We start from the raw sequence: 22359 nt of genomic DNA, 5'->3' as shown, positions 1-22359 counted from the left end.
CATGCCCGTACCCGATCTGTTCCGCGAAGGCCTGGCCCGCGGCTGGAAAACCTATAACGGCGCACAGCTGGAGCAGGACCTGAACCTGGAAGCCGATGTCGCGATCATCGGCAGCGGAGCCGGCGGCGGCACCACCGCCGAAATACTCAGCGCTGCCGGCTACAAGGTCCTGCTGATCGAGGAAGGGCCGCTGAAAACCAGCGACGACTTCAAGATGCTCGAAGACGAGGCCTACACCAGCCTTTACCAGGAAGGTATCGGCCGCATGAGCAAGGACGGCGCCATTACCATTCTCCAGGGCCGGGCCGTCGGCGGCACCACGCTGATCAACTGGACCTCGAGCTTCCGCACACCCGAACCGACCCTCGAACACTGGGCCAGGGAGCACAACGTCAAGGGGCACAGCGCCGCCGAAATGGCGCCCTGGTTCGAGAAAATGGAGCAACGGCTCGGTGTCGCCCCCTGGGTGATGCCGCCCAACGCCAACAACGACGTGCTGCGCAACGGCTGCGAAAAGCTCGACTACAGCTGGAAGGTCATTCCGCGCAACGTACGCGGCTGCTGGAACCTCGGCTACTGCGGCATGGGCTGCCCGACCAACGCCAAGCAATCGATGCTGGTCACCACCATCCCCGCCACCCTGGAAAAGGGCGGCGAACTGCTCTACCTGGCCCGCGCCGAACGACTATTGATCGATGGCGACAAGGTCAGCGGCCTGCACTGCGTGGGGATGGATGCACGCTGCGTGGCACCCAACGGCCGCACGATCACCGTCAAGGCCCGGCACTACGTGCTCGCTGGCGGCGGCATCAACAGCCCAGGGCTGCTGTTGCGCTCCAAGGCGCCGGACCCGAACGATCGCCTGGGCAAACGCACCTTCCTGCATCTGGTGAATTTCTCCGCCGGGCAGTTCAGCGAAGTGATCAATCCCTACTACGGCGCCCCGCAATCGATCTATTCCGACCATTTCCAATGGCTGGACGGCACCACCGGACACATGTCCTACAAACTGGAAGTACCACCGCTGCAACCGGCGCTCGCCAGCACGCTGCTGGGTGGCTTCGGCCCACAAAGCGCACTGCGCATGGAACAACTGCCACACACCCACATGATGCTGGCGCTGATGCGTGATGGTTTTCACCCGGACAGCCCGGGCGGCAATGTGGAACTGCGCGGCGACGGCAGCCCGGTACTCGACTACCAGGTCTCGTCCTACGCCTGGGACGGCCTGCGTCGGGCGTTCCACAGCATGGCCGAGATCCAGTTCGCCGCCGGAGCCCAGTCGGTGCTGCCGTTGCATGCCGATGCCGGGTACGTGAGTTCGCTCGCCCAGGCCAGGACACTGATCGATGGCCTGCGCCTGGAAACCTACCGCACCCGCCTGGGCAGCGCCCACGTGATGGGCGGCTGTGCCATGGGTGAAGACCCGAAAACCGCAGTCGCCGACAGCCTCGGCCGTCATCACCAATTGCGCAACCTGTCGATTCACGATGGCTCGCTGTTTCCCACCAGTATCGGCGCCAACCCCCAGCTTTCGGTGTATGGGCTGACCGCCCAGTTGGCGACAGCCCTGGTCGATCGCCTGAAAACCCCATGAAAAAAGGAATATTCACAACGTCCATGGGGCTTTCTTCCGTACGCACTGACTTGGCCGACAGGAAAGGCTGCGATACCATCCGATTCCCCAACGGACTCCCGCCAGGACGACGCGATGAACCGAGTGTTGTACCCAGGTACCTTCGACCCGATTACCAAGGGCCATGGCGATCTGGTCGAACGCGCCGCGCGCCTGTTCGACCACGTGATCATTGCCGTGGCCGCCAGCCCGAAGAAAAACCCGCTTTTCCCGCTGGAACAGCGTGTGGAGTTGGCCCGCGAGGTCACCCGGCACCTGCCCAACGTCGAAGTGATGGGCTTTTCCACCCTGCTGGCGCAGTTTGCCAAAGAGCAGAACGCCAATGTGTTTCTGCGCGGACTGCGTGCCGTATCGGACTTCGAGTATGAATTCCAGCTGGCGAACATGAACCGTCAGTTGGCACCGGAGGTCGAGAGTCTGTTCCTCACGCCATCGGAACGCTATTCGTTCATTTCCTCGACGTTGGTCCGTGAGATTGCCGCACTGGGCGGAGATATCAGCAAGTTCGTCCACCCGCTGGTGGCCGAGGCACTGACCCTGCGCTTCAAGAAGTAAACCCGCGTGGCAGCTTCCAGAAGCTGCCGCGCACAACGCCCACGACGCCCGCATCGTCGCGCCCGCGTGCACTGTGCGCGTCAATGCGGCACAATTGGCACATCAGTTTTTACGTTGCCCGGGTCTGTCGCCCTGGCCGGAGTGCCCATGTCCCTGATCATTACCGACGATTGCATCAATTGCGACGTCTGCGAACCCGAGTGTCCGAACGCCGCCATTTCCCAGGGCGAAGAGATCTACGTGATCGACCCGAACCTGTGCACCCAGTGCGTCGGCCACTACGACGAACCACAGTGCCAGCAGGTTTGCCCGGTGGATTGCATCCCGCTGGATGAAGCTCACCCGGAAACCCAGGATGAGTTGATGACCAAGTATCGCAAGATTACTGGCAAGGCCTGATAGTCCAAGACCTGCGCGGGGCGGGAGGGTTACGGGCAAGACGTGGCGAACTCTTCGCGGGCAAGCCACGCTCCTACAGGTTGGTGTGGCCCACAAACTGCTCATACGACAGCCATGGATTTATCCGCGAGTAGGCCCGCCTGCTCACTGATCGCCGTCGAAACCTTCCGCCGTACAGCCCAGGCAGCGGGCGAATGCCGCCTTGCCGGGGTCGACCACCAGCGCCTTGCCGGCCTTGCCCACGCCCTTGAAACCACCAAACACGGTGAACGGCAGCGAAACCACGAAAACCGCCGAGCCGACCAACGTCGCACCCACCAATAACGGGCGGGCAACCAGCAGGTCGCCAATCATCGCGTAGGCCGGTGGATTCTGGATCTGGTAGGTCGGGTCGCCACTGGTCCCGTCATCGGCCAGGGCCGGCAGTGCCTGCAGGCCAAAGGTCAGGGCCAGCAACAAGGCCAGGGTACGGAACGGGTTCATGGCACTATCCTTCGGCTAAGCAACGGGGTGGCAAAGACTCACTATAGCGCCTGCCGGCCACTCGGGTCAGCTCTGGCAGCGCGGACAATAAACGCTGGCGCGCTGGCCCAGGCGAATCTCGCGCAAGAGGCTGCCGCAGACCTTGCAATGCTCGCCGCCACGACCATAGACAAACAGCTCCTGCTGGAAGTAGCCGGGTTGGCCGTCGCCGCCGATAAAGTCGCGCAGGGTAGTGCCGCCACGCTCGATGGCATGGGCCAGGATCCGCTTGATCTCGATCGCCAGCTTGAGATAACGCGCCCGGGAAATCCCGCCGGCCTCGCGGCGTGGATCGATCCCGGCAGCGAACAGCGCCTCGGTCGCGTAGATATTGCCCACGCCCACCACCACCGCGTTATCCATGATGAACGGCTTGACCGCCATCGAGCGCCCACGGGACAGCTGAAACAATCGCTCACCGTCGAACAGGTCGGTCAACGGTTCCGGCCCCAGCCGCGCCAGCAACTCGTGCTTGAGCGGTTCGAGACTCCAGAGCATGGCACCGAAGCGCCGTGGATCGGTGTAGCGCAAAGCCAATCCCGACTCCAGCTCGATGTCCACATGCTCATGCTTGGCCGCCGGCAGGCCGACCTCGACCAGACGCAGGTTGCCCGACATCCCCAGGTGACTGATCAGCGTACCGACCTCGGCATTGATCAACAGATACTTGGCCCGTCGCTCGACCTGCACGATACGTTGCCCGGACAGCCGCACATCGAGATCCTCCGGGATGGGCCAACGCAGGCGCCGGTCGCGGACAATCACACGGCTGACCCGCTGCCCTTCCAGATGAGGCGCGATACCGCGCCGGGTGGTTTCGACTTCGGGTAATTCAGGCATGGAGATTCCAGGTCAGGCAGTGGCGAGCGCCAAATCAGTGAACACCCAGTTCGCGGATATTTTCCCTGAGGGTCTCGAAGTCGTAGTCGGACAGTCCGACATAATCGAGCACCAGAGGGGCGATGGCATTCCACTCGCGATCCTCGGATTCACCGCCCAGTACACGGTGGGACGCGCAGATGTGCTCAGCCATTTTCAGGATCGCCAGCAGATTCTTCAACTGACTGTTGCGGGTAGTCTCATCGCTGAAGATCGCCAGCGCGTTGTGGTGGTTGGCGATGGCGTCGGTCACATGCTCCGGCAGGCGCCAGGACTTGGCCGTGTAGTAGCCGACCACCGCATGGTTGGTGTTGAACGCATCGTTCTCGGTATCCACCACTCGTTTATCGGGACCAGCATTGGTGTAGGCCTGCTCCAGCACCGTCATGTAATCGGGGAAACGCTTGATCATCAGCGGAATCCCGCAATCGTGGAACAGCCCCAGCGCATAGGCCTCGTCGATGGCCTGGGAACCGGTACGCTTGGCCAGCGTCAGGCTGGTCATTGCCACGTCCTGGGCGGTATCCCAGAAGCGGTTGAGGGTGACGATGGTTTCATCGGCCATCTCGCCCTTGATCGACTGCGCATTGATCAGATTGATGATCGAACGGCTGCCCAGCAGGGTCACTGCCCGTTGAATAGAGGCGATCTTGTTGGTCAGGCCGTAATAGGGCGAGTTGACGATTTTCAGCAATGCGCCGGAGAGTCCAGGGTCCTGACTGATCAACCGGGCGATGACATCCAGGTCCGGGTCAGGCATGTATTGCTCCATCTGCAGATCCACCATGATCTGCGGTTGGGGCGGCACGCTGATGCCTTGCAAGGCCTGCTGGATCTGTTCGGCTGTAAGTTCTTGGGACATGAGTACACACTCCGGGCGAGTCGCCGATTCTATCGGAAAAGTCGACCCGGATGGGCGATCTGTGAACTCAATCACATGAAACATGACGAGCCGGCGAGGGACAACTCCCGCTATAATTCCGCTCTTTTTTCCGGAGCGACGTCATGTCCCTGCCCAGCCTGCGCCTCAAAGCCAATGCCGATCGCCGCCTGCGCGCCGGTCACCTGTGGGTCTACAGCAACGAAATCGACGTGGCCGCGACCCCACTGCACGGCTTCAAGGCCGGTGACCAGGCCATCCTCGAAGCCGCTGGCGGCAAGGCCCTGGGCATTGTCGCCATGAGCCCGAACAACCTGATCTGTGCCCGCCTGCTGTCGCGCGATGCCCGCCTGCCGCTGGACAAGTCGCTGCTGGTGCACCGCCTCAACGTCGCCCTGTCGCTGCGCGAGCGGTTGTTCGACAAGCCGTTCTACCGCCTGGTCTACGGCGACTCCGACCTGCTGCCGGGGCTGGTGGTCGATCGTTTCGGCGACATTCTGGTGGTACAACTCGCCTCGGCGACCATGGAACAGCACAAGGCCGACGTAATTGCGGCGCTGGTCCAGGTGCTCAAGCCCAGCGGCATCCTGTTCAAGAACGATTCGGCCGCGCGCGATGCCGAAGGCCTTGAGCGTTATGTCGAGACCGTGTTCGGCCTGGTGCCGGAATGGGTCGCCCTGGAAGAGAACGGCGTGAAGTTCGAGGCCCCGGTAATGGAAGGCCAGAAGACCGGCTGGTTCTATGACCACCGCATGAACCGCGCGCGCCTGGCCCCCTATGCCAAGGGCAAGCGGGTCCTCGACCTGTTCAGCTACATCGGCGGCTGGGGTGTGCAGGCTGCGGCTTTCGGTGCCAGCGAAGTGTTCTGCGTCGACGCTTCCGGCTTCGCCCTCGATGGCGTGGAACGCAACGCCACGCTGAACGGTTTTGCCGATAAGCTGACCTGCATCGAAGGCGATGTATTCGAGGCACTGAAAGAGCTGAAATCCGCCGAAGAGCGTTTCGACGTGATCGTCGCCGACCCGCCAGCGTTCATCAAGCGCAAGAAGGACCTGAAGAACGGCGAAGGCGCCTACCGCCGCCTGAACGAGCAGGCCATGCGCCTGCTGAGCAAGGATGGCATTCTGGTCAGCGCGTCCTGCTCGATGCACCTGCCCGAGGACGACCTGCAGAACATCCTGCTGACCAGCGCCCGCCACCTGGACCGCAATATCCAACTGCTGGAGCGCGGAGGCCAGGGTCCGGACCACCCGGTACATCCGGCGATCCCGGAAACGCGTTACATCAAGAGCATTACCTGCCGCTTGCTGCCTAACAGCTGAGTAGTTGCCGCCCGCCCTGCTCCTGGGGCGGGCAGCACCTCACAGACAACCTTCTGCCAACACCCAAGTTGAAATCCCTGCGACGCACTTCTTCCAGAAAGTGCCGCCGACACGCGCCTGTAGCCAATAACTGGATATGACCGACATATAACTCGGATATACCCTACATATCTACTCTTTGCCAACTGCCTGTACAAGCCTACTATCTGAATGATCGCCTTATTCTTGAGGCGATATAAACAGAAAGGAGATACGACAATGGCAAAGATAAAACTTGAACATGAAGTATCCGCCGGCCATCACACGATGCTCGGAACATTAAAATAAACCCGAGTCAGGCTGGATCGATTCCCCCTTCATCGATCCAGCCTGAAACCGAGAAACGGGTATAAGTTCATGTATATAAACCCAGATCTGTTCATCCTGATAAAGTCACCTGCACTTGTCATCTGGAATTACCAGTCCCATGAACAGTATTCGATGGATAAATCCCATGCCGAGCGGCTGATCGAACTGCTCGAAAAGCCCTCCCGTTTCGACCCGAATCACCCGGTCGACTCGACCTTGGTGACCACCGGCGTCCTGAGCGAAAGTCCCTTCGCCAGCGCCTATTGGGGCTGGGATGACCTGTCGAGAATCTTCCATATCGGCACCCGTGATCTGCCGCAGTCGAACCTCCCGGCCAACAACACGCAATGGGCCCGGGACTACCTCGCTCACTGTCGGGACGTCATGCAGCGCCCGCAACCGCAGCCCCACCGCCATGCCAGCGCCCTGCAGCAGGACATGATCCACCTTCCCCTCCCCTTGCCAGGCCATGACGATGGCAGCAACGTCGGCTTCACCAGCGTGCTCCTGCAGCGCAAGACCTGCCGGAAGTTTCTGAGCTGGCGTGTTTCCCTCAAACACCTCAGCACGGTGCTTTATCTTTCCCTGGGGTATTTGAAAGAACGCGAACATGATATCGATCCGTGCATCCCGGAAGCTTTTCGGGCTCGTCGCAGCAGTCCATCGGGAGGTGGCCTGAATTGCAGCGAAGGTTATCTGTATGTCCGTAACGTCGACGGTATCGGGCCGGGGTTTTATTATTACCACCCGGACCAACATGCGCTGACACTTATAAGAGGCCTGAACACCTCCCTGGCGATGTTGGTGCAAGGACAGCACTTTATCGAGAACTTGCCTTTCGGCCTGTTCATTACCTGTCGATTCGACAAGATGTGGTGGAAGTATCCACACTCACAGGGTTATCGCGTCGCCCTGTTGGAAGCCGGGCATATTTCGCAAACTTTCCAACTCGCCGCCACCGCCCTGGGCCTGAAGACCTGGGTGACCGCCGCCCTGACCGAACGGAAGATCGAGCAGGCATTGCGCCTGGAAGACCTTGGCGAACAGCCGCTGTTGTTCGTCGGCGCTGGCTACAGCCATGGCGAGTCGATCTGCGACGAACTTCGGGAACTGCTCAAGACGTCCTCGGAAAACCTTTGATGCCTTCGACCGCAACCAACCCACGATCATCGAACCGCCCCCGACTGCTGCTGGTAACGGGCATCTCGCTGATCAGTTTTTTCCCGCTCAACGTCCTGCTACCAGCGTTTCCCACCCTGGCGGAGCAGTTCGCCACGTCGACCGCCGATATCGCCCTGACGGTCAGCCTGTTCACTCTGGTCTTCGCCTTCTCGCAACTGCTGACCGGGCCGCTCTCCGATCGACTCGGACGCAAGGAAGTGCTGCTGGCATGCCTAACCATTGCCTGTATGGGTGCCATCGGTTGCACCCTGACCCTGAACTTCACCACCTTCCTGTTCTTTCGTGGCGTCCAGGCCCTGGGTTGCGGCTTCTTCGTTCTCGGCCTGGCATTGGTCGAAGACCTCTTCGAGCCGCAGGACCGCGCCTGCGTACGTATCAGCTACATGAGCTTCAGCGGCCTGTTCGTGGCCCTGTCGCCCCTGCTCGGTTCCTGGTTGCTGGACCACTTTGGCTGGAAGAGCAGCTTTCATGCCTTTGCCATTGTCGCCGCGGGCCTCTTCCTGTTGGCGCTGCGGGTGCTACCCCCGCGCTGCGCCGCAGACGCAACACATAGCCCGGCCCAGCGCCTGTCGATCGGGGAAATCCTCAGCCATGGCGACTTCCGCCGTTACTGGCAGATTGCAGCCCTGGTGTTCTGCGCCTACTTTGCCCTGACCAGCGTCTCCCCACTGATCTTCATGGACGGTTTGCGGCTCTCCGAGTACCAGTACGCCATCGTACTGCTGATCTATGGCACGGCCTATCTGTTTGGCGGCGTGGCCGCCGCCTGGTTGCAGAAGCGCCTGGGAGTACGGGCCCAGATCGACATCGGCCTGCTTCTGCTGGGCGCCGCCGGCCTGGCGCTGCTGTTGATCCTGCAACTGGGGCTGGTTTCCACCGCCAGCCTGTTGCTGCCCATGTGCCTGAGCGCCGCCGCGGTCAGTATCACCCGCCCTGCGGCGATCTCCGCGGCGATGCTGCTGTTCTCGGCCAACGCCGGTACTGCGGCATCGGCGGGCAACACCCTCATGTTTCTCGCGGCCGCCGCCGGTAGTGCAGTCCTGGCCCGGAGCGATACCCTGCTGCTGCCGACCCTCGGCATGGGCTTCATCATCTGCAGCCTGCTCGGCCTGTTGAACAGCGCCAGGATCGGGCGCTGAGCGCAGCCTCAGGCCCGCGAGTCGATGCCCTCGCACCACCGGCCCCGGAAATCCATGGCACGTGGATGAAGCCAGGCCTACTCCCCTTGAGCGTCCGCCCCATTCCTTCCAGGCGCCAGCGGTGTAGAATCGCTCTATTCATCGCCAGTCATCCCCCGGCGGGTTTATGAGCTCAGGCTGAAACGCACGGCGATCCCGTGTCGTTATCGGCAGCTTTCGGACACACGGCCATTTTCCAGGTGTTCCCGAAGGTCAATAGAAGCTCACTCCCCACTTGTTACCTGATTAGCCGCCCGGAGTGCTCCATGCCTGATTACCGCTCGAAAACATCCACCCACGGCCGCAACATGGCCGGTGCCCGTGCCTTGTGGCGCGCCACGGGGATGAAAGACGCCGACTTCAAGAAACCGATCATCGCCGTCGCCAACTCCTTCACCCAGTTCGTACCTGGCCACGTCCACCTCAAGGACATGGGCCAACTGGTCGCCCGCGAGATCGAACGCGCCGGTGGCGTCGCCAAGGAATTCAACACCATCGCCGTGGATGACGGCATCGCCATGGGTCACGACGGCATGCTCTATTCGCTGCCGAGCCGCGAGATCATCGCCGACTCCGTCGAGTACATGGTCAACGCCCACTGCGCCGACGCCATCGTCTGCATCTCCAATTGCGACAAGATCACCCCTGGCATGCTGATGGCCGCCCTGCGCCTGAACATCCCGGTGATCTTCGTGTCCGGCGGTCCGATGGAAGCCGGCAAGACCAAACTGGCCTCCCACGGCCTGGACCTGGTGGACGCCATGGTCATCGCCGCCGACTCCAGCGCTTCCGACGAGAAGGTTGCCGAGTACGAGCGCAACGCCTGCCCGACCTGCGGTTCGTGCTCCGGCATGTTCACCGCCAACTCGATGAACTGCCTGACCGAAGCCCTCGGCCTGGCCCTGCCGGGCAACGGTTCGACCCTGGCGACCCACGCCGACCGCGAGCAGCTGTTCCTGCAGGCCGGCCGGACCATCGTCGAGCTGTGCCAGCGTCACTACGGCGACAACGATGACTCGGTCCTGCCGCGCAACATCGCCAACTTCAAGGCGTTCGAAAACGCCATGACGCTGGACATCGCCATGGGTGGTTCCACCAATACCATCCTGCACCTGCTGGCGGCTGCCCAGGAAGCCGAGATCGATTTCGACCTGCGCGATATCGACCGGCTGTCCCGTCACGTGCCGCAACTGTGCAAGGTTGCGCCGAACATCCAGAAGTACCACATGGAAGACGTGCACCGCGCCGGCGGGATCTTCAGCATCCTCGGCGAACTGGCCCGTGGCGGCCTGTTGCACACCGACCTGCCGACCGTGCACAGCAAGACCCTGGCCGACGGCATCGCCAAGTGGGACATCACCCAGACCGACGACGAAGCGGTGCACACCTTCTTCAAGGCCGGCCCGGCCGGTATCCCGACCCAGACCGCGTTCAGTCAGTCGACCCGCTGGGAAACCCTGGACGACGACCGTGAAAACGGTTGTATCCGCAGTGTCGAGCATGCCTATTCGAAAGAAGGCGGCCTGGCCGTGCTGTACGGCAACATCGCCCTCGACGGTTGCGTGGTGAAAACCGCCGGGGTCGACGAGTCGATCCATGTGTTCGAAGGCAACGCGAAGATCTTCGAAAGCCAGGACAGCGCCGTACGCGGCATCCTCGCCGACGAAGTGAAGGCCGGCGACATCGTGATCATCCGTTACGAAGGTCCGAAAGGCGGCCCGGGCATGCAGGAAATGCTCTACCCGACCTCCTACCTGAAGTCCAAGGGCCTGGGCAAAGCCTGTGCCCTGCTGACCGATGGTCGTTTCTCTGGCGGTACCTCGGGCCTGTCCATCGGCCATGCGTCTCCGGAAGCGGCTGCTGGCGGCGCGATCGGCCTGGTGCAGGATGGCGACAAGGTACTGATCGACATTCCGAACCGTTCGATCAACCTGTTGATCAGCGACGAGGAAATGGCCAGCCGCCGTGCCGAACAGGACAAGAAAGGCTGGAAACCGGTGGAAACCCGTCCACGCAAGGTGACTACCGCGTTGAAGGCCTACGCATTGCTCGCCACCAGCGCCGACAAGGGCGCGGTCCGCGACAAGGCGATGCTGGACAAGCTGGTGCCATAAACCACCCGCCCAATGAAAAGCCCGGTCAATGCCGGGCTTTTTATTGCCTGCTGGATTACTGGATATCTTCAGGCTTGACGATCACCCAGTTCTTGTCCGCCGTCACCGGCAAGCCTTCCTTGGCCTGAGCCTCGGCGTAAGTCTTCATCATGCCGTTGAGCTGGGTCATGTACTTGTCCTTGCGGTTGACCCACAGGTGCACGCCGCCCTTGGCCACGTCGACGCTGTGGAACAGCATGTAGCCATCGCTCGAAGGGGTGTCGCCGCCCACCAGTACCGGTTTCTTCCACTGGTCGATATAGGTCAGGATGGCCGCCTGCTTGCCGGCCATCCAAGTCGCCGGAGTCCACAGGTACGGGGTCAGTTCCAGGCCGAGGTTGGCCTTCTCTTCATATTTGCCGGCGCTGATCTGCTTGCGCGCGGTGGTCAGTTCACCGGTCTTGCGGTCCTTGAGCAGCGTTGTCACACCGATCACGTTCTGCGGCTTGACGTTATAGCCGTACTTCGGATCCGCCGCGACCATGCGCACCAGCTCTTCCGAAGCGGCGGTCACCACATAGACCTCGATGCCGTTTTCCATCAACTTGTTGTACAGCTCAGCCTGGCCGGTGAAGACCTTCGGCGGCTGTACCTCGATGTTCTTCACCACGTCGCCATCGTAATAGGTGCTCGGCACCGGCTTGCCCGAAGCCATCATCTCGTCGACGTAACCCTTGAGTTCCTTGAGGGTGAAACCGGAGAACACCTGGGCCACCCAGGGGTAGCAGACCATGTCGTCGATTTCGCAGAGGCGGTAGTAGTAGCTGAACAGGCTTTCCTTGTGGTCGGCAGTGTCCTTGAACGGGATCAGCTTCAGCGAAGAGTCCAGGGTATCGCGGGTGATCAGCCCCTTGTTCTCCAGGTAGGGCAGCAGCGACTCCTCCAGGTCATAGCGATAGCTGGTGTTGTCCATGTCGAACACCGCGAAATTACCCTTGTTGGCGTTGGCGGCGATCATCGCCTCCAGTTGCTTGGCCTGGGCTTCGGGCCAGTGCTTGAGTTCGGTGGCGCAAGCCTGTCCGGCAAGGCCCAGGCAGAGTGCGACGGCGAGGAGTTTCGGGACGAATTTCATGGACGATATCTTCCTGGCTGAAAGGCATCGACGCTAACAAATCCATGTGACAGTTCTCATCCGAGGACGACCGCCCGCGTCCTGATCCCGCCACCGGCATACGTTCCAGCGCCAACGGCTTATTCCAAAAACGACACCCGACATTCCATTTAGATATTAAATCTATATATATCAAGCTGTTAGTCTGATCTGTTCACAGTCACTGACCCAGAGTGATTGGCATCCATTGTTTTCGGAGTTTTCATGAACCTGCCGCTGATCCTCAATCTGCTGGTGTTCCTCGCCCTGTTGCTGGGCCTGGCGCAAACCCGCCATACCTCCTGGAGCCTGGCCCGCAAGGTGCTGTTCGCCCTGGCCCTGGGTGTGGCGTTCGGCCTCGGCCTGCATACCGTCTACGGCGACGGCAACCCGGTGCTCAAGGCCTCTATCGCCTGGTTCGACCTGGTGGGCAATGGTTATGTGCAGTTGCTGCAAATGATCGTGATCCCGCTGGTCTTCGCCTCGATTCTCAGCGCCGTGGCCCGTCTGCATAACGCCTCGTCCCTGGGCAAGATCAGCTTCCTGACCATTGGTACGCTGCTGTTCACCACCGCCATCGCCGCGCTGATCGGCATCGTCCTGACCAACCTGTTCGGCCTGACCGCCGAAGGCCTGGTGGCCGGCAGCCAGGAAATGGCTCGCCTGCAGACCATCCAGACCGACTACGCGGGCAAGGTCGCCGACCTCAACGTGCCGCAACTGCTGCTGTCGTTCATCCCACAGAATCCTTTCGCCGATCTGGCCCGGGCCAAACCGACCTCGATCATCAGCGTGGTGATCTTCGCCGCCTTCCTGGGCGTCGCCGCCCTGCAGTTGCTCAAGGACGACGCGGAAAAAGGCCAGAAGGTGGTCAATGCCATCGACACCCTGCAAGCCTGGGTGATGCGCCTGGTGCGCGTGGTGATGAAGCTGACGCCCTACGGTGTGTTGGCGCTGATGACCAAGGTGGTGGCCGGTTCCAACCTGCAGGACATCATCAAGCTCGGCAGTTTCGTGGTGGTGTCCTATATCGGCCTGGGGCTGATGTTCGTGGTCCACGGGCTGCTGGTATCGCTGGCCGGAATCAATCCGCTGCGGTTCTTCCGCAAGATCTGGCCGGTGCTGACCTTTGCCTTCACCAGCCGTTCCAGTGCCGCGAGCATCCCGCTGAGCATCGAGGCGCAGACCCGGCGCCTGGGTATTCCCCAGTCGATTGCCAGTTTCGCCGCTTCGTTCGGGGCGACGATTGGCCAGAATGGTTGCGCTGGCCTGTATCCGGCGATGCTGGCGGTGATGGTTGCGCCGACCGTGGGGATCAACCCGCTGGACCCGCTGTGGATCGCGACGCTGGTGGCCATTGTCACCCTGAGTTCGGCGGGTGTGGCCGGCGTGGGTGGCGGTGCAACCTTCGCCGCGCTGATCGTGCTGCCGGCGATGGGCCTGCCGGTATCACTGGTGGCGCTGTTGATCTCGGTGGAACCGCTGATCGACATGGGCCGTACCGCGCTGAACGTGAGCGGTTCGATAACCGCCGGGACCATCACAAGCCAGGTGATGCAACAGACCGACAAGCGTCTGCTGGATGCCGATGAGCATACGGAGCTGGCGCAGGCCTGATCAGCTGTTGTGGTGAGCGGGGTTGTCGGGACGCCGCACCGCCGCTCTCGGCTGCCAAGCAGCCGCAAAGCCGGCACCGGCGTTCAGCCGCCCCGTCAGGTTCTTTCCCAGACCTCGAAACTGAACGCCGGCTTGTCGCCTTCCGCCGGATGCGGCTCGTCGGAAACCCGCTGCCACACGCTCAGGTCGAATTCCGGGAACCAGGCGTCGCCTTCCAGACTCAGACCGACCCGAGTCAGATACAGACGGTCGGCCTGCTCCAGCCCCTGGGCATACAACTGCGCCCCGCCGATCAGCATCAGCTCATCGACGCCCTGCTCCAACGCCCATTCCTCGGCCCGCACCAGCGCGGCGTCCAATGATGAAAACACCTCGGCACCGTCCAGTTGCAACCCGGCCTGACGGCTCACCACCAGGTTCAGGCGGCCCGGCAATGGTCGACCAAGGGAATCCCAGGTCTTGCGGCCCATGATGATCGGCTTGCCCAGAGTAGTGGCCTTGAAATATTTGAAATCCGCCGGCAAATGCCAGGGCATGCGATTGTCGACACCGATCACGCGGTTTTCCGCGAGGGCCGCGATCAGGCTGAGGGGGAGTTTGGTTTTCATGCCGCCGAGGATACCCGACACCCGGGTGCAGGCACTAGCCGCAGGGGTTATGCTTCTGACTCTCCCCGGAAACAGGACGGCGCGTGACTGAACCGACTCCCCTGCAACGCCTCTGGCTGACCGAGACCGTGCGCCTGCGCGAAGAACAGGCCGGTTCCCTGGAGGATCTCGAAGCCAATCGTCGCGCCCGCGCCGCCGGTGGCGACCTGGCGACCCGCATCCAGAATCGCGCACTCTGGCTGGCCGAACGCGATGGTCAGCTCGCCGCCCTGCGCCACTGGCTGCAGGGCGCACGACTGGCCTTGTTGTTGCTCGCCATGTTGACGGTCCTCAGCGGCGCCGGCCTGGCGTTCGCCGCGCTGGGCAACGGCCCATTGCCGGTCAATGTGTTCTGGGCGCTGGGCAGCCTGCTCGGGCTGAACCTGCTGCTGTTGGCAAGCTGGGCCCTGGGCCTGTTCTTCGCTGGCGACCACAGTGCCAGTCTCGGACGGCTGTGGTTGTGGCTCAGCGAAAAACTCGCCCGTGATGCCCAGGCGGCCCAACTGGTACCGGCGCTGGTGCTCCTGCTGCAACGTCAGCGCCTGAACCGCTGGGCCATCGGCCTCGTCGTCCACGGTCTGTGGCTGCTGGCCCTGGCCTGCGCACTGGTGGTGCTATTGACGTTGCTCGCCACCCGGCGCTACGGCTTCGTCTGGGAAACCACCATTCTCGGCGGCGACACTTTCGTCGGCCTGACCCAAGGCCTCGGCGCCCTGCCGGCTCTGCTGGGCTTCAGCGTGCCCAGCGAAGCGATGATCCGCGCCAGCGGCAACGCCAGCGTCGATCTGGAAAATGCCCGCCAGGCCTGGGCCGGTTGGCTGGTCGGAGTGCTGGTCGTATACGGTGTGCTGCCCCGCCTGCTACTGGCGCTGCTGTGCCTGTGGCGCTGGCGTGTCGGTGTTCGCGAACTGACACTGGAGCCGAACCTGCCCGGATATGCCCAACTGCGCGAGCGCCTGATGCCCAGCAGCGAACGCCTGGGCATCAGCGATGCCGCACCCGCGCAGTTGCCCAACGCCGAAGCCGGAGTGACCCGTCAGGACAGCGCCGGCGCCTTGCTGGTCGCCATCGAACTGGACGACCAGCGTCCCTGGTCGCCAGCACTGCCCAGAGATGTCCGCGACGCCGGGATTCTCGACAGCCGTGAGTCACGGCAGAAACTGCTCGAACAACTGAGCCGCTTCCCACCGGCCCGCCTGGCGATCGCCTGCGACCCACGGCGCTCGCCAGACCGTGGCAGCCTCGCGCTGATCGCCGAGTTGGCCCGCAGCGCCGCCGCCACCCGTGTCTGGCTGCTGCAGGCGCCACCCGGCCAGGCGCTGGACGCTGACCGTCTCGGCGACTGGCACAACGCCCTGCAACAATTGGAACTGCCATTCGCCGACAGCGCACCGCTGACCTGGCTGGAGACCGGCCATGACTAAACCATTGAAACTGGCCGTGGTCGGCCACACCAATGTTGGCAAGACCTCGCTGCTGCGTACCCTGACCCGGGACGTCGGCTTTGGCGAAGTCTCCCACCGCCCCAGCACCACCCGCCATGTCGAAGGGGCGCGGTTGTCAGTCGACGGCGAGCCGCTGCTGGAGCTGTACGACACGCCCGGCCTGGAAGATGCCATCGCCCTGCTCGACTACCTCGAACGTCTTGACCGGCCCGGCGAACGCCTCGATGGCCCGGCCCGGGTCAGTCGCTTCCTTGATGGCAGCGAAGCCCGCCAGCGTTTCGAGCAGGAAGCCAAGGTACTGCGCCAGCTCTTGGCCTCGGATGCCGGGCTGTATGTGATCGATGCCCGCGAACCGGTGCTAGCCAAATACCGCGACGAACTGTCGGTGCTCGCCAGTTGCGGCAAACCGCTGCTGCCGGTGCTCAATTTCGTCAGCAGCGCCGCCCAGCGCGAGCCCGACTGGCGCGAAGCCCTGGCCCGCCTGGGGCTGCATGCCCTGGTGCGCTTCGACAGCGTCGCGCCGCCGGAAGACGGCGAACGCCGTCTCTATGAAAGCCTGGCACTGCTGCTCGAAGGTTCGCGAGCACAGTTGGAACGACTGGTCCGCGATCTGGAAGCACAACGCCTGGCCCGTCGGCAAAGCGCCCAACGGCTGATCGCCGAGCTCTTGATCGACTGCGCCGCCTGCCGACGCCAGGTGGCCGGTGATGCGGCAGCCGAAACCAGTGCCATCGCCGAGCTGCGCCAGGCGGTGCGCCAGCGCGAGCAACGTTGCGTCGAGGCCCTGCTCACACTCTATGCATTTCGTACCAATGACGCGGCAGCCAGCGATCTGCCACTGCTCGACGGCCGCTGGGGCGACGATCTGTTCAACCCGGAAACCCTCAAGCAGTTGGGGGTGAAGGTCGGCGGTGGAATTGCCGCCGGAGCGGCGGCGGGGGCTGGCGTCGATCTGCTGGTCGGCGGCCTGACCCTGGGCGCCGCCGCCCTGGCCGGTGCCATCGCTGGCGGCGCCCTGCAGACCGCACGCGGCTACGGCGGCCGCCTGCTCGGCAAGCTCAAGGGCAAACGCGAACTGACCGTCGACGACAGAGTGCTACGCCTGCTGGCACTACGCCAACGGCAACTGCTGCTAGCCTTGGAGGCGCGCGGTCATGCGGCGCTGGACAGCATTACCGTTGCAACGCCTGTGGACAAGTCCTGGCGCGAGGGCAAGCTGCCGCAAGCCCTGGACAAGGCCAGAGCGCATCCGCAATGGTCGTCGCTCAACCCACAGCCGAAACTAAGCCAGACCGAACGCCAGGAACAGCTGGAAAAGCTTCTGCAAAAGCTTGATGAAAGCTGAAAAAGAAGATCATCAGATAGCGGGCGTCCTCAAGAACGGAGTCTGGTGCTCCAGGCGTCAAACGCCAGAAAGCTCTTGATCAGCCTCCGGATCAGTTCCTTGTCGGCTGTATCGGCAATGCCGTTGCCATCGACGTCACTGTTGGTAAAGGATTCAAAAATGCCGTCGTTATCCCCGTCATACCCGGCAGCCCGGTAAACCAGCGTCTGCGGCCCCGAAGCCGTGCAATCCTCATGGAACTCCAGCTTGACGACATTCGGCGAGCCATCGTGGTGATAATTTTCGGCCAGCATCTTGAGATAACGCTGTTCATTCCCACCCTGGTTGAACCAGTTCAGTTGCAGGAAAACATCCGTGAATGCCCGCAACAGATGCTGGTCCCGCAGGGAAAACCGGCCGTCCAGGTCAATGTCGCCGGCCATCGCGAAATCAACAAGGGCATCTCCCGTATGATCGACGGCCACGGCAATACCCACCTGTTGTTCCGGCAGGCAGAGCATATCGTTGTAGAACTTGAGCAGGACGGTATTGGCCTGTCCGGTTTGCCCCAGATCCTGGGCAATGGCTTTCAGGTAACGCATGACGACTCCTTTCGGTGAATGTCGCTTCAGGCTAAAGCCATCGCAGGCGAGTGCTCCAGTCAACAACTCCCGGCGCCTCGTGGGAAACCCCGGCAGACTCTGAGAGCCGTCGCCCTACGCCCTCTCGCAATCCGGCGCGGCTCAATCCGGGCGGACGCCAGAAGCGGATCGACCTGCTTGCCGCCTCTCGCTCGATGACCATTGCCGATGATGAAAAGCCTCCATCCTCGGCAGGTACAACCAGTCTTGCGGGGCTTCGAGAATGAAACCCTCCAGCGCCTTGAGCCAATGCGCCCGCATCTGCTCGATGGGACCGCGGAAAACCCGCTCGATAACCCGTAGCTCTCCCACCTGTCCCAGGCAGACTCGATGCCCCACCAGCAAGAGATCACAGCCCAGCTTCGCGGCCAGGAACAGCGGACCTTTGACAAACTGGGCATCGCGCCCGAAGAAGCGGCCACTCATCGGCTCACCAAACTGAATACCATCAAGACTTACCGGCAGATCGCAGAAAATGATCACCTGATCACCCCGTTTCACGCCCCGGGCAATCGCCAGCGCGCTCCTCGGATCATTGCTGTCCAGAACCTCGACCACGTGCCCGAGACCTTCAAGGTTCTTGAGCGATCCATGGGTAAACGGATCCTTGAAGTTCCAGATCGGAATGATGAACCGTGTCGGCGCGCTCGTTCGCTCGACGACGCAGGCGACGGCCATCCAGTACTCGCCGCAATGCGGCAAAGCGATGATCGTCGAACGCCTGGCGCCGCGTTGCCAGTGATCGCCAGGGTCGCTCCAGCGGATCGACCGGATCCAGGCCCGCAGGTGCTCCGGTTCATGGCTTCGGTAGAGATGCTGGTAAAGCCCACGCTGAAACTGGATCGCGCTGTGCTGGCAGGCCAGGACTCGACAACGATCGGCATCCAGATCGAAGAGCTGCAGATTCTGGCAGCTGCGACGGTAGTCCACCCCTCGCAAACGCCGGGGCAATTTCATCAGCATCGCAGGCAGCAGCGTCAGCAGAACGTGAAGCGCATTGACCCGAAAGCACCAGGCCAGGACGAGCAAGCCGTATCGGCGCAGCCGGGCCTTGACCATCGCCCAGAACAACCAGCGCCTCACCGGGCCACTCAAACCGCGGGTCAGCATGCTTGCGCCAACGGTACCAGGCGCCCTTCGCACATCTGCAGCACCGTCGTGCAGGCGTGCGCCACCTCCCGGTCATGGGTGACCACCACGCAGGACAAGGGCAGATGACGAATCATTTCAATCACCACATCGCGTGATGCCAGGTCCAGATGCGCCGTCGGCTCGTCGAGCAGCAGCAACTGAGGGCGCCGATACAGAGCCCGGGCGATCAACAGACGCTGCCGCTGCCCGGACGACAGTTGAATACCCGTCGACCCCAGTTGCGTGTTGAAACCATTGGCCAATTGCAGCACGCACGGGAGCAGCCCCACCTGCTCGACACACGCCTGCAACCATGGGCCATCGAGTTCATTATCCATCACGACATTGTCCACCAGGCTGCCGTCGACGATTTCACCCTGAGCCATGACATAAGCCACACCCTGGCGATAACGGCGCAGACCGAAATGCCGCATCGCCTGGCCGTTGATCCGGAACCGCCCCTCATCCAGAGGATAAAAGCCGGCCAGGACCTTCAGAAAGGTGCTCTTGCCACAACCGGAAGGTCCCAGGATGGCGATCTTCGCCCCCTGGTCCTCCAGGGTGAAATCCAGCTTGTCGAAGGTCGGGCGCTCGAACGAGCTGTAGCAGAATCGTGCGTTCTGCAGGCGAATGGAACGGATCGCATCGGGCTGCCCCAACGGGCTGCTGCTGTAGACGCAGGACTCGAACGGCTCCGGCTGCTCGTCGATGATGTCATCCAGCCGACCCAGCTCGACCTGCACCAGTCGCAGGTTCATGTAGCCCTCCACCAGCTTGAAGGCACACGCCATGAACATGTCCTTGTACAGCACAAAGGCAAACAGATCGCCGACGCTGTTCTCACCGTTCAACACAGTGAGGGCCCCCAGCGCGCTGACCAACAGGGAGTGTCCATGGGCCAGGCCGTCATGGATCACCTGATTCATTGCCTGCATGCGCTGGACCCCGGCGCGGGCCGTTTCGGTGTCCGCCTGCCGGTTGCTCCAGGTCGCCAGTTTCGTCGCTTCGTAGTGATGGAGTTTCATCGACTCGATCCCCCCCAGCACGCCCAGCAGCGTGACATTACGCAGGGTCTCGGCCTCGATCGAGGCCTTGTGGCGCTTTTCCATCACCGGCAAGGTCAGACCACGGAAGAGAAAAAACAGCAGGCACAGCGCCAGGGACAACCCCGCCAACTGGATATTGATCAGTGCCATCAATATCAGGAAGACCAGGCCGAACAGGCTGTCGATGCCGATGTCCATCCACCCCGAGGTGAACGGCAGGAACACCTTGTCTGCCGCCTGGGTGCGACGCAGGATGTCTCCCGGCGCACGCCGCTCGAAGTAACCGAGCGGCAGCCGTAACAGGCGGGCAATGACGCCGGTCGAGAGATCCTGCGTCAGCGCGACCCGCAGTTGCGCATCCAGCAGCGCCCGCAGCCAGGCGGCAATGGTCTTGAACACAAAGATGCCGCCGAAGACATACAGGATCAGGTACAGGAAATCCTCGTCGTTCTTGGCGACGACTTCATCGATCGTCAGGGAAAACAACTTCGGCGCGGCAATCCCGCCCAGGTAGCCGACCACCGACAGCAGCCCCATGGGGATCAGGTAACGCAAGAGCCAGGGGTTCTTGCGCAGCAGGCTGGCAAAGCCCAGCGATGCCGAAGGCCGGGGACCGCTCTGGAGGGTAAAGGCCAGGCCCGGGAGCATTTCCAATGCCACGCCACTGAACATCGGCAAGGCTTCTTCCCAGGTATAGAAACGCCTTCCCACAGCCGGGTCGACCACGTGCAGGCCGGTTCTGGTCACCGATTCCAGCACCACGAAATGTCGCTTGTTCCAGAACAGGATCGATGGCGTTCGCAACTGCCTGAGCCCGTCGAGCAAGGTTTTCAAGGGTCGACAGGTAAACCCCAGTTCGTCGGACACCTTGATGATCTGGAACAGCGACATCCCATCGCGCGCCACGCTGTAGTCGCGGCGCAATTGGCGCAATCTCAGGTGTTTGCCGTGATAACCGGCAACCATGGCAATCGATGCCAGGCCACACTCGGACATTTCGTCCTGCAGGATCACCGGCACCCGCTTGCGCAGCCTCTGTGCGGAGCGTGCCAGGGCATCGCGCAGTACCGCCTTGAGCTGACTCATGCCGGTTCGTCCACCCTTACAGGCTCCGCTCGGGCCGCCGGCCACACGCCTGGATTACGCTTGATGCCCTTGAGCACCGGCAGGAACAACCATTCCATCAGGCTCAGGCGCTCCAGCCTCAAGGAACCCCGGACGGTCATGCCGTCCTTGAGCCAGTCCGGGCGAATACGAACGTGAGCGGCGCTGAAATCGGGTTCCACCTCCACCAGATAGGTGGGCACCTCGCGCGACTCATCGTTGCTCGCACCGGGAATCGCCGCCGTGTAGGTACTGGCGGAACTGTGGACGACGGAACCTTTGACAACCCCATGGCGCTCATAAGGAAAAGCATCGAAACGCAAGGTCACCTCGGTACCGGGAGTGGCGAAACCAATGACCGATGGGCCGACGTCCAGCAGAACCCGAAGCGGCGGATGCCGAGGCTGGACAACACGCAGCAGCAAGATCGGCTGGCCGCCCTCGACCCTGCCACCGGCAAACACCACCACCGTATCGACGATACCGTCCACCGGAGACAGCAGGACATAACCCTGGCTTTTGCCCAGTGATTCCAGACGCTCCAGCCACTCGTTGCGCTGGCGGCCAAACTGCCCCAGGCGGGCCGCCTGGTCCTGCTCCGCCTGGCTCAGGCGCTGCTGCAACTCCAGGCGGCGCTGCTGCGTACTGACCTTGGCCAACTCGTTGCCGGCCTGGTCTTCCAACGCGGATTGGTGGACGACGACCACACGGTCCAGGTCGGAACCGGAAACCGCGCCCTCACCCGCCAATTGTTCATGGCGCTGCCTTTCTTCCAGGGCAACGCGAACTCGACGCTCGATCGATTGCCCGATCCTGCTGTTGAGCGCCAGGTCCTGATCCAGTTGCTGCAACTGGCGTTGTAGAAGGTCTTTTTCGACCGTGTGGGCGGAGCGGGCCTGGCTCTCCTGCGCCGCCAGGCCATCGAGCAGCTCGTTCAAACGCTCGATATTCCTGAGCGAGAGGGCCTGATCACCGTCAGTCTCGATATTTTCCGGGTTCACCGTGTGCAGGCGGATCAAAGGCTGGCCACGCTTGACCGGCTCGCCGGTAGCGACCAGCATCTCGTCGACATGGGCCGCCTTTTCACTGGCGATACGGACCACATCGCGGGTCATGACCCGTCCGGGGACGTCTTCCTTCCTGGCGTAACTTCCCGTCGACAACAGCACCAGCACCGCCACGACAAAGAGGCCGAGTACCCCGCCCAACAGCAAGGGCTGGAGCGCTGATCTCGGGGTGACCGTTCCCCATTCGAGCATG

At 62.2% G+C, this 22359-nt stretch carries 19 protein-coding genes; 10 read left to right on the top strand and 9 right to left on the bottom strand.

Going from position 1 to position 22359, the window contains the following annotated elements:
- Position 1 precedes the first annotated feature (1 nt).
- The 3 genes from BLU37_RS09170 (at position 2) to BLU37_RS09160 (ending at position 2590) form a co-directional block, all read left to right on the top strand.
- Positions 2 to 1597 carry a GMC family oxidoreductase gene (locus BLU37_RS09170; RefSeq protein WP_090204221.1) on the top strand — a complete coding sequence of 532 codons (1596 nt, stop codon included), beginning with the start codon at positions 2 to 4 and terminating at the stop codon, positions 1595 to 1597.
- Between the two features lie 114 nt (positions 1598 to 1711).
- Positions 1712 to 2191 (top strand): pantetheine-phosphate adenylyltransferase, encoded by a 480-nt coding sequence (gene coaD / locus BLU37_RS09165; protein ID WP_010444973.1) that lies wholly within the window; start codon positions 1712 to 1714, stop codon positions 2189 to 2191.
- A 147-nt stretch (positions 2192 to 2338) separates the two neighbouring features.
- Positions 2339 to 2590 (top strand): YfhL family 4Fe-4S dicluster ferredoxin, encoded by a 252-nt coding sequence (locus BLU37_RS09160; RefSeq protein ID WP_010444974.1) that lies wholly within the window; start codon positions 2339 to 2341, stop codon positions 2588 to 2590.
- Positions 2591 to 2734: 144 nt separating this feature from the next.
- On the opposite strand, the gene BLU37_RS09155 is transcribed toward BLU37_RS09160, so the two are convergent.
- From BLU37_RS09155 to BLU37_RS09145, 3 genes are all read right to left on the bottom strand, one after another.
- Positions 2735 to 3073 (bottom strand): hypothetical protein, encoded by a 339-nt coding sequence (locus BLU37_RS09155; protein WP_029532966.1) that lies wholly within the window; start codon positions 3071 to 3073, stop codon positions 2735 to 2737.
- A 66-nt stretch (positions 3074 to 3139) separates the two neighbouring features.
- Positions 3140 to 3952 carry a bifunctional DNA-formamidopyrimidine glycosylase/DNA-(apurinic or apyrimidinic site) lyase gene (gene mutM / locus BLU37_RS09150; protein WP_010444286.1) on the bottom strand — a complete coding sequence of 271 codons (813 nt, stop codon included), beginning with the start codon at positions 3950 to 3952 and terminating at the stop codon, positions 3140 to 3142.
- Positions 3953 to 3986: 34 nt separating this feature from the next.
- Positions 3987 to 4799 (bottom strand): HDOD domain-containing protein, encoded by an 813-nt coding sequence (locus BLU37_RS09145; RefSeq protein WP_172833097.1) that lies wholly within the window; start codon positions 4797 to 4799, stop codon positions 3987 to 3989.
- 197 nt (positions 4800 to 4996) lie between these two features.
- Here BLU37_RS09145 and BLU37_RS09140 point away from each other — a divergent pair, with 197 nt between their 5' ends.
- From BLU37_RS09140 to ilvD, 4 genes are all read left to right on the top strand, one after another.
- Positions 4997 to 6193 (top strand): class I SAM-dependent rRNA methyltransferase, encoded by a 1197-nt coding sequence (locus BLU37_RS09140; protein WP_090204215.1) that lies wholly within the window; start codon positions 4997 to 4999, stop codon positions 6191 to 6193.
- Positions 6194 to 6589: 396 nt separating this feature from the next.
- A complete protein-coding gene (locus BLU37_RS09135) occupies positions 6590 to 7681 on the top strand; it encodes a SagB family peptide dehydrogenase (RefSeq protein WP_172833012.1) in 1092 nt (363 codons plus the stop codon).
- Entirely contained in the window at positions 7681 to 8862 is a 1182-nt protein-coding gene (locus BLU37_RS09130) for an MFS transporter (protein WP_090204210.1), read from the top strand. Before BLU37_RS09135 ends, BLU37_RS09130 begins: the two co-directional genes overlap by 1 nt.
- A gap of 305 nt (positions 8863 to 9167) precedes the next feature.
- Positions 9168 to 11015: a dihydroxy-acid dehydratase gene (gene ilvD, locus BLU37_RS09125; protein WP_090204208.1), complete on the top strand. Its 1848-nt coding sequence runs from the start codon at positions 9168 to 9170 to the stop codon at positions 11013 to 11015.
- A gap of 55 nt (positions 11016 to 11070) precedes the next feature.
- Here ilvD and BLU37_RS09120 read toward each other — a convergent pair whose 3' ends face one another.
- A complete protein-coding gene (locus tag BLU37_RS09120; RefSeq protein WP_090204205.1) occupies positions 11071 to 12126 on the bottom strand; it encodes an HAD family hydrolase in 1056 nt (351 codons plus the stop codon).
- Positions 12127 to 12369: 243 nt separating this feature from the next.
- On the opposite strand from BLU37_RS09120, the gene BLU37_RS09115 reads away from it, so the two are divergent.
- Entirely contained in the window at positions 12370 to 13761 is a 1392-nt protein-coding gene (locus BLU37_RS09115) for an L-cystine transporter (RefSeq protein WP_010444279.1), read from the top strand.
- A gap of 95 nt (positions 13762 to 13856) precedes the next feature.
- On the opposite strand, the gene BLU37_RS09110 is transcribed toward BLU37_RS09115, so the two are convergent.
- Entirely contained in the window at positions 13857 to 14369 is a 513-nt protein-coding gene (locus BLU37_RS09110; RefSeq protein WP_090210917.1) for a dihydrofolate reductase, read from the bottom strand.
- A gap of 83 nt (positions 14370 to 14452) precedes the next feature.
- Between BLU37_RS09110 and BLU37_RS09105 the strand changes: the two genes are divergently transcribed.
- Positions 14453 to 15832, top strand: coding sequence for a DUF2868 domain-containing protein (locus BLU37_RS09105; RefSeq protein ID WP_090204202.1), 1380 nt, complete (start codon positions 14453 to 14455; stop codon positions 15830 to 15832).
- Positions 15825 to 17198: a GTPase/DUF3482 domain-containing protein gene (locus tag BLU37_RS09100; RefSeq protein WP_090204200.1), complete on the top strand. Its 1374-nt coding sequence runs from the start codon at positions 15825 to 15827 to the stop codon at positions 17196 to 17198. Before BLU37_RS09105 ends, BLU37_RS09100 begins: the two co-directional genes overlap by 8 nt.
- A gap of 29 nt (positions 17199 to 17227) precedes the next feature.
- Here BLU37_RS09100 and BLU37_RS09095 read toward each other — a convergent pair whose 3' ends face one another.
- The 4 genes from BLU37_RS09095 to BLU37_RS09080 all read right to left on the bottom strand — a co-directional run bounded on the left by BLU37_RS09095 (position 17228) and on the right by BLU37_RS09080 (position 22358).
- A complete protein-coding gene (locus BLU37_RS09095) occupies positions 17228 to 17842 on the bottom strand; it encodes a hypothetical protein (RefSeq protein ID WP_232000489.1) in 615 nt (204 codons plus the stop codon).
- A 78-nt stretch (positions 17843 to 17920) separates the two neighbouring features.
- Entirely contained in the window at positions 17921 to 18928 is a 1008-nt protein-coding gene (locus BLU37_RS09090) for a lysophospholipid acyltransferase family protein (RefSeq protein ID WP_090204196.1), read from the bottom strand.
- Positions 18922 to 21081 (bottom strand): peptidase domain-containing ABC transporter, encoded by a 2160-nt coding sequence (locus BLU37_RS09085; RefSeq protein WP_090204193.1) that lies wholly within the window; start codon positions 21079 to 21081, stop codon positions 18922 to 18924. Before BLU37_RS09085 ends, BLU37_RS09090 begins: the two co-directional genes overlap by 7 nt.
- Entirely contained in the window at positions 21078 to 22358 is a 1281-nt protein-coding gene (locus BLU37_RS09080) for an HlyD family secretion protein (RefSeq protein WP_232000488.1), read from the bottom strand. The genes BLU37_RS09085 and BLU37_RS09080 overlap by 4 nt, the downstream gene beginning before the upstream one ends.
- Position 22359: the final 1 nt, after the last annotated feature.

This window comes from Pseudomonas asplenii, from assembly GCF_900105475.1.
Classification (GTDB): domain Bacteria; phylum Pseudomonadota; class Gammaproteobacteria; order Pseudomonadales; family Pseudomonadaceae; genus Aquipseudomonas; species Aquipseudomonas asplenii.
This window is presented reverse-complemented; position numbering and strand designations above follow the sequence as displayed.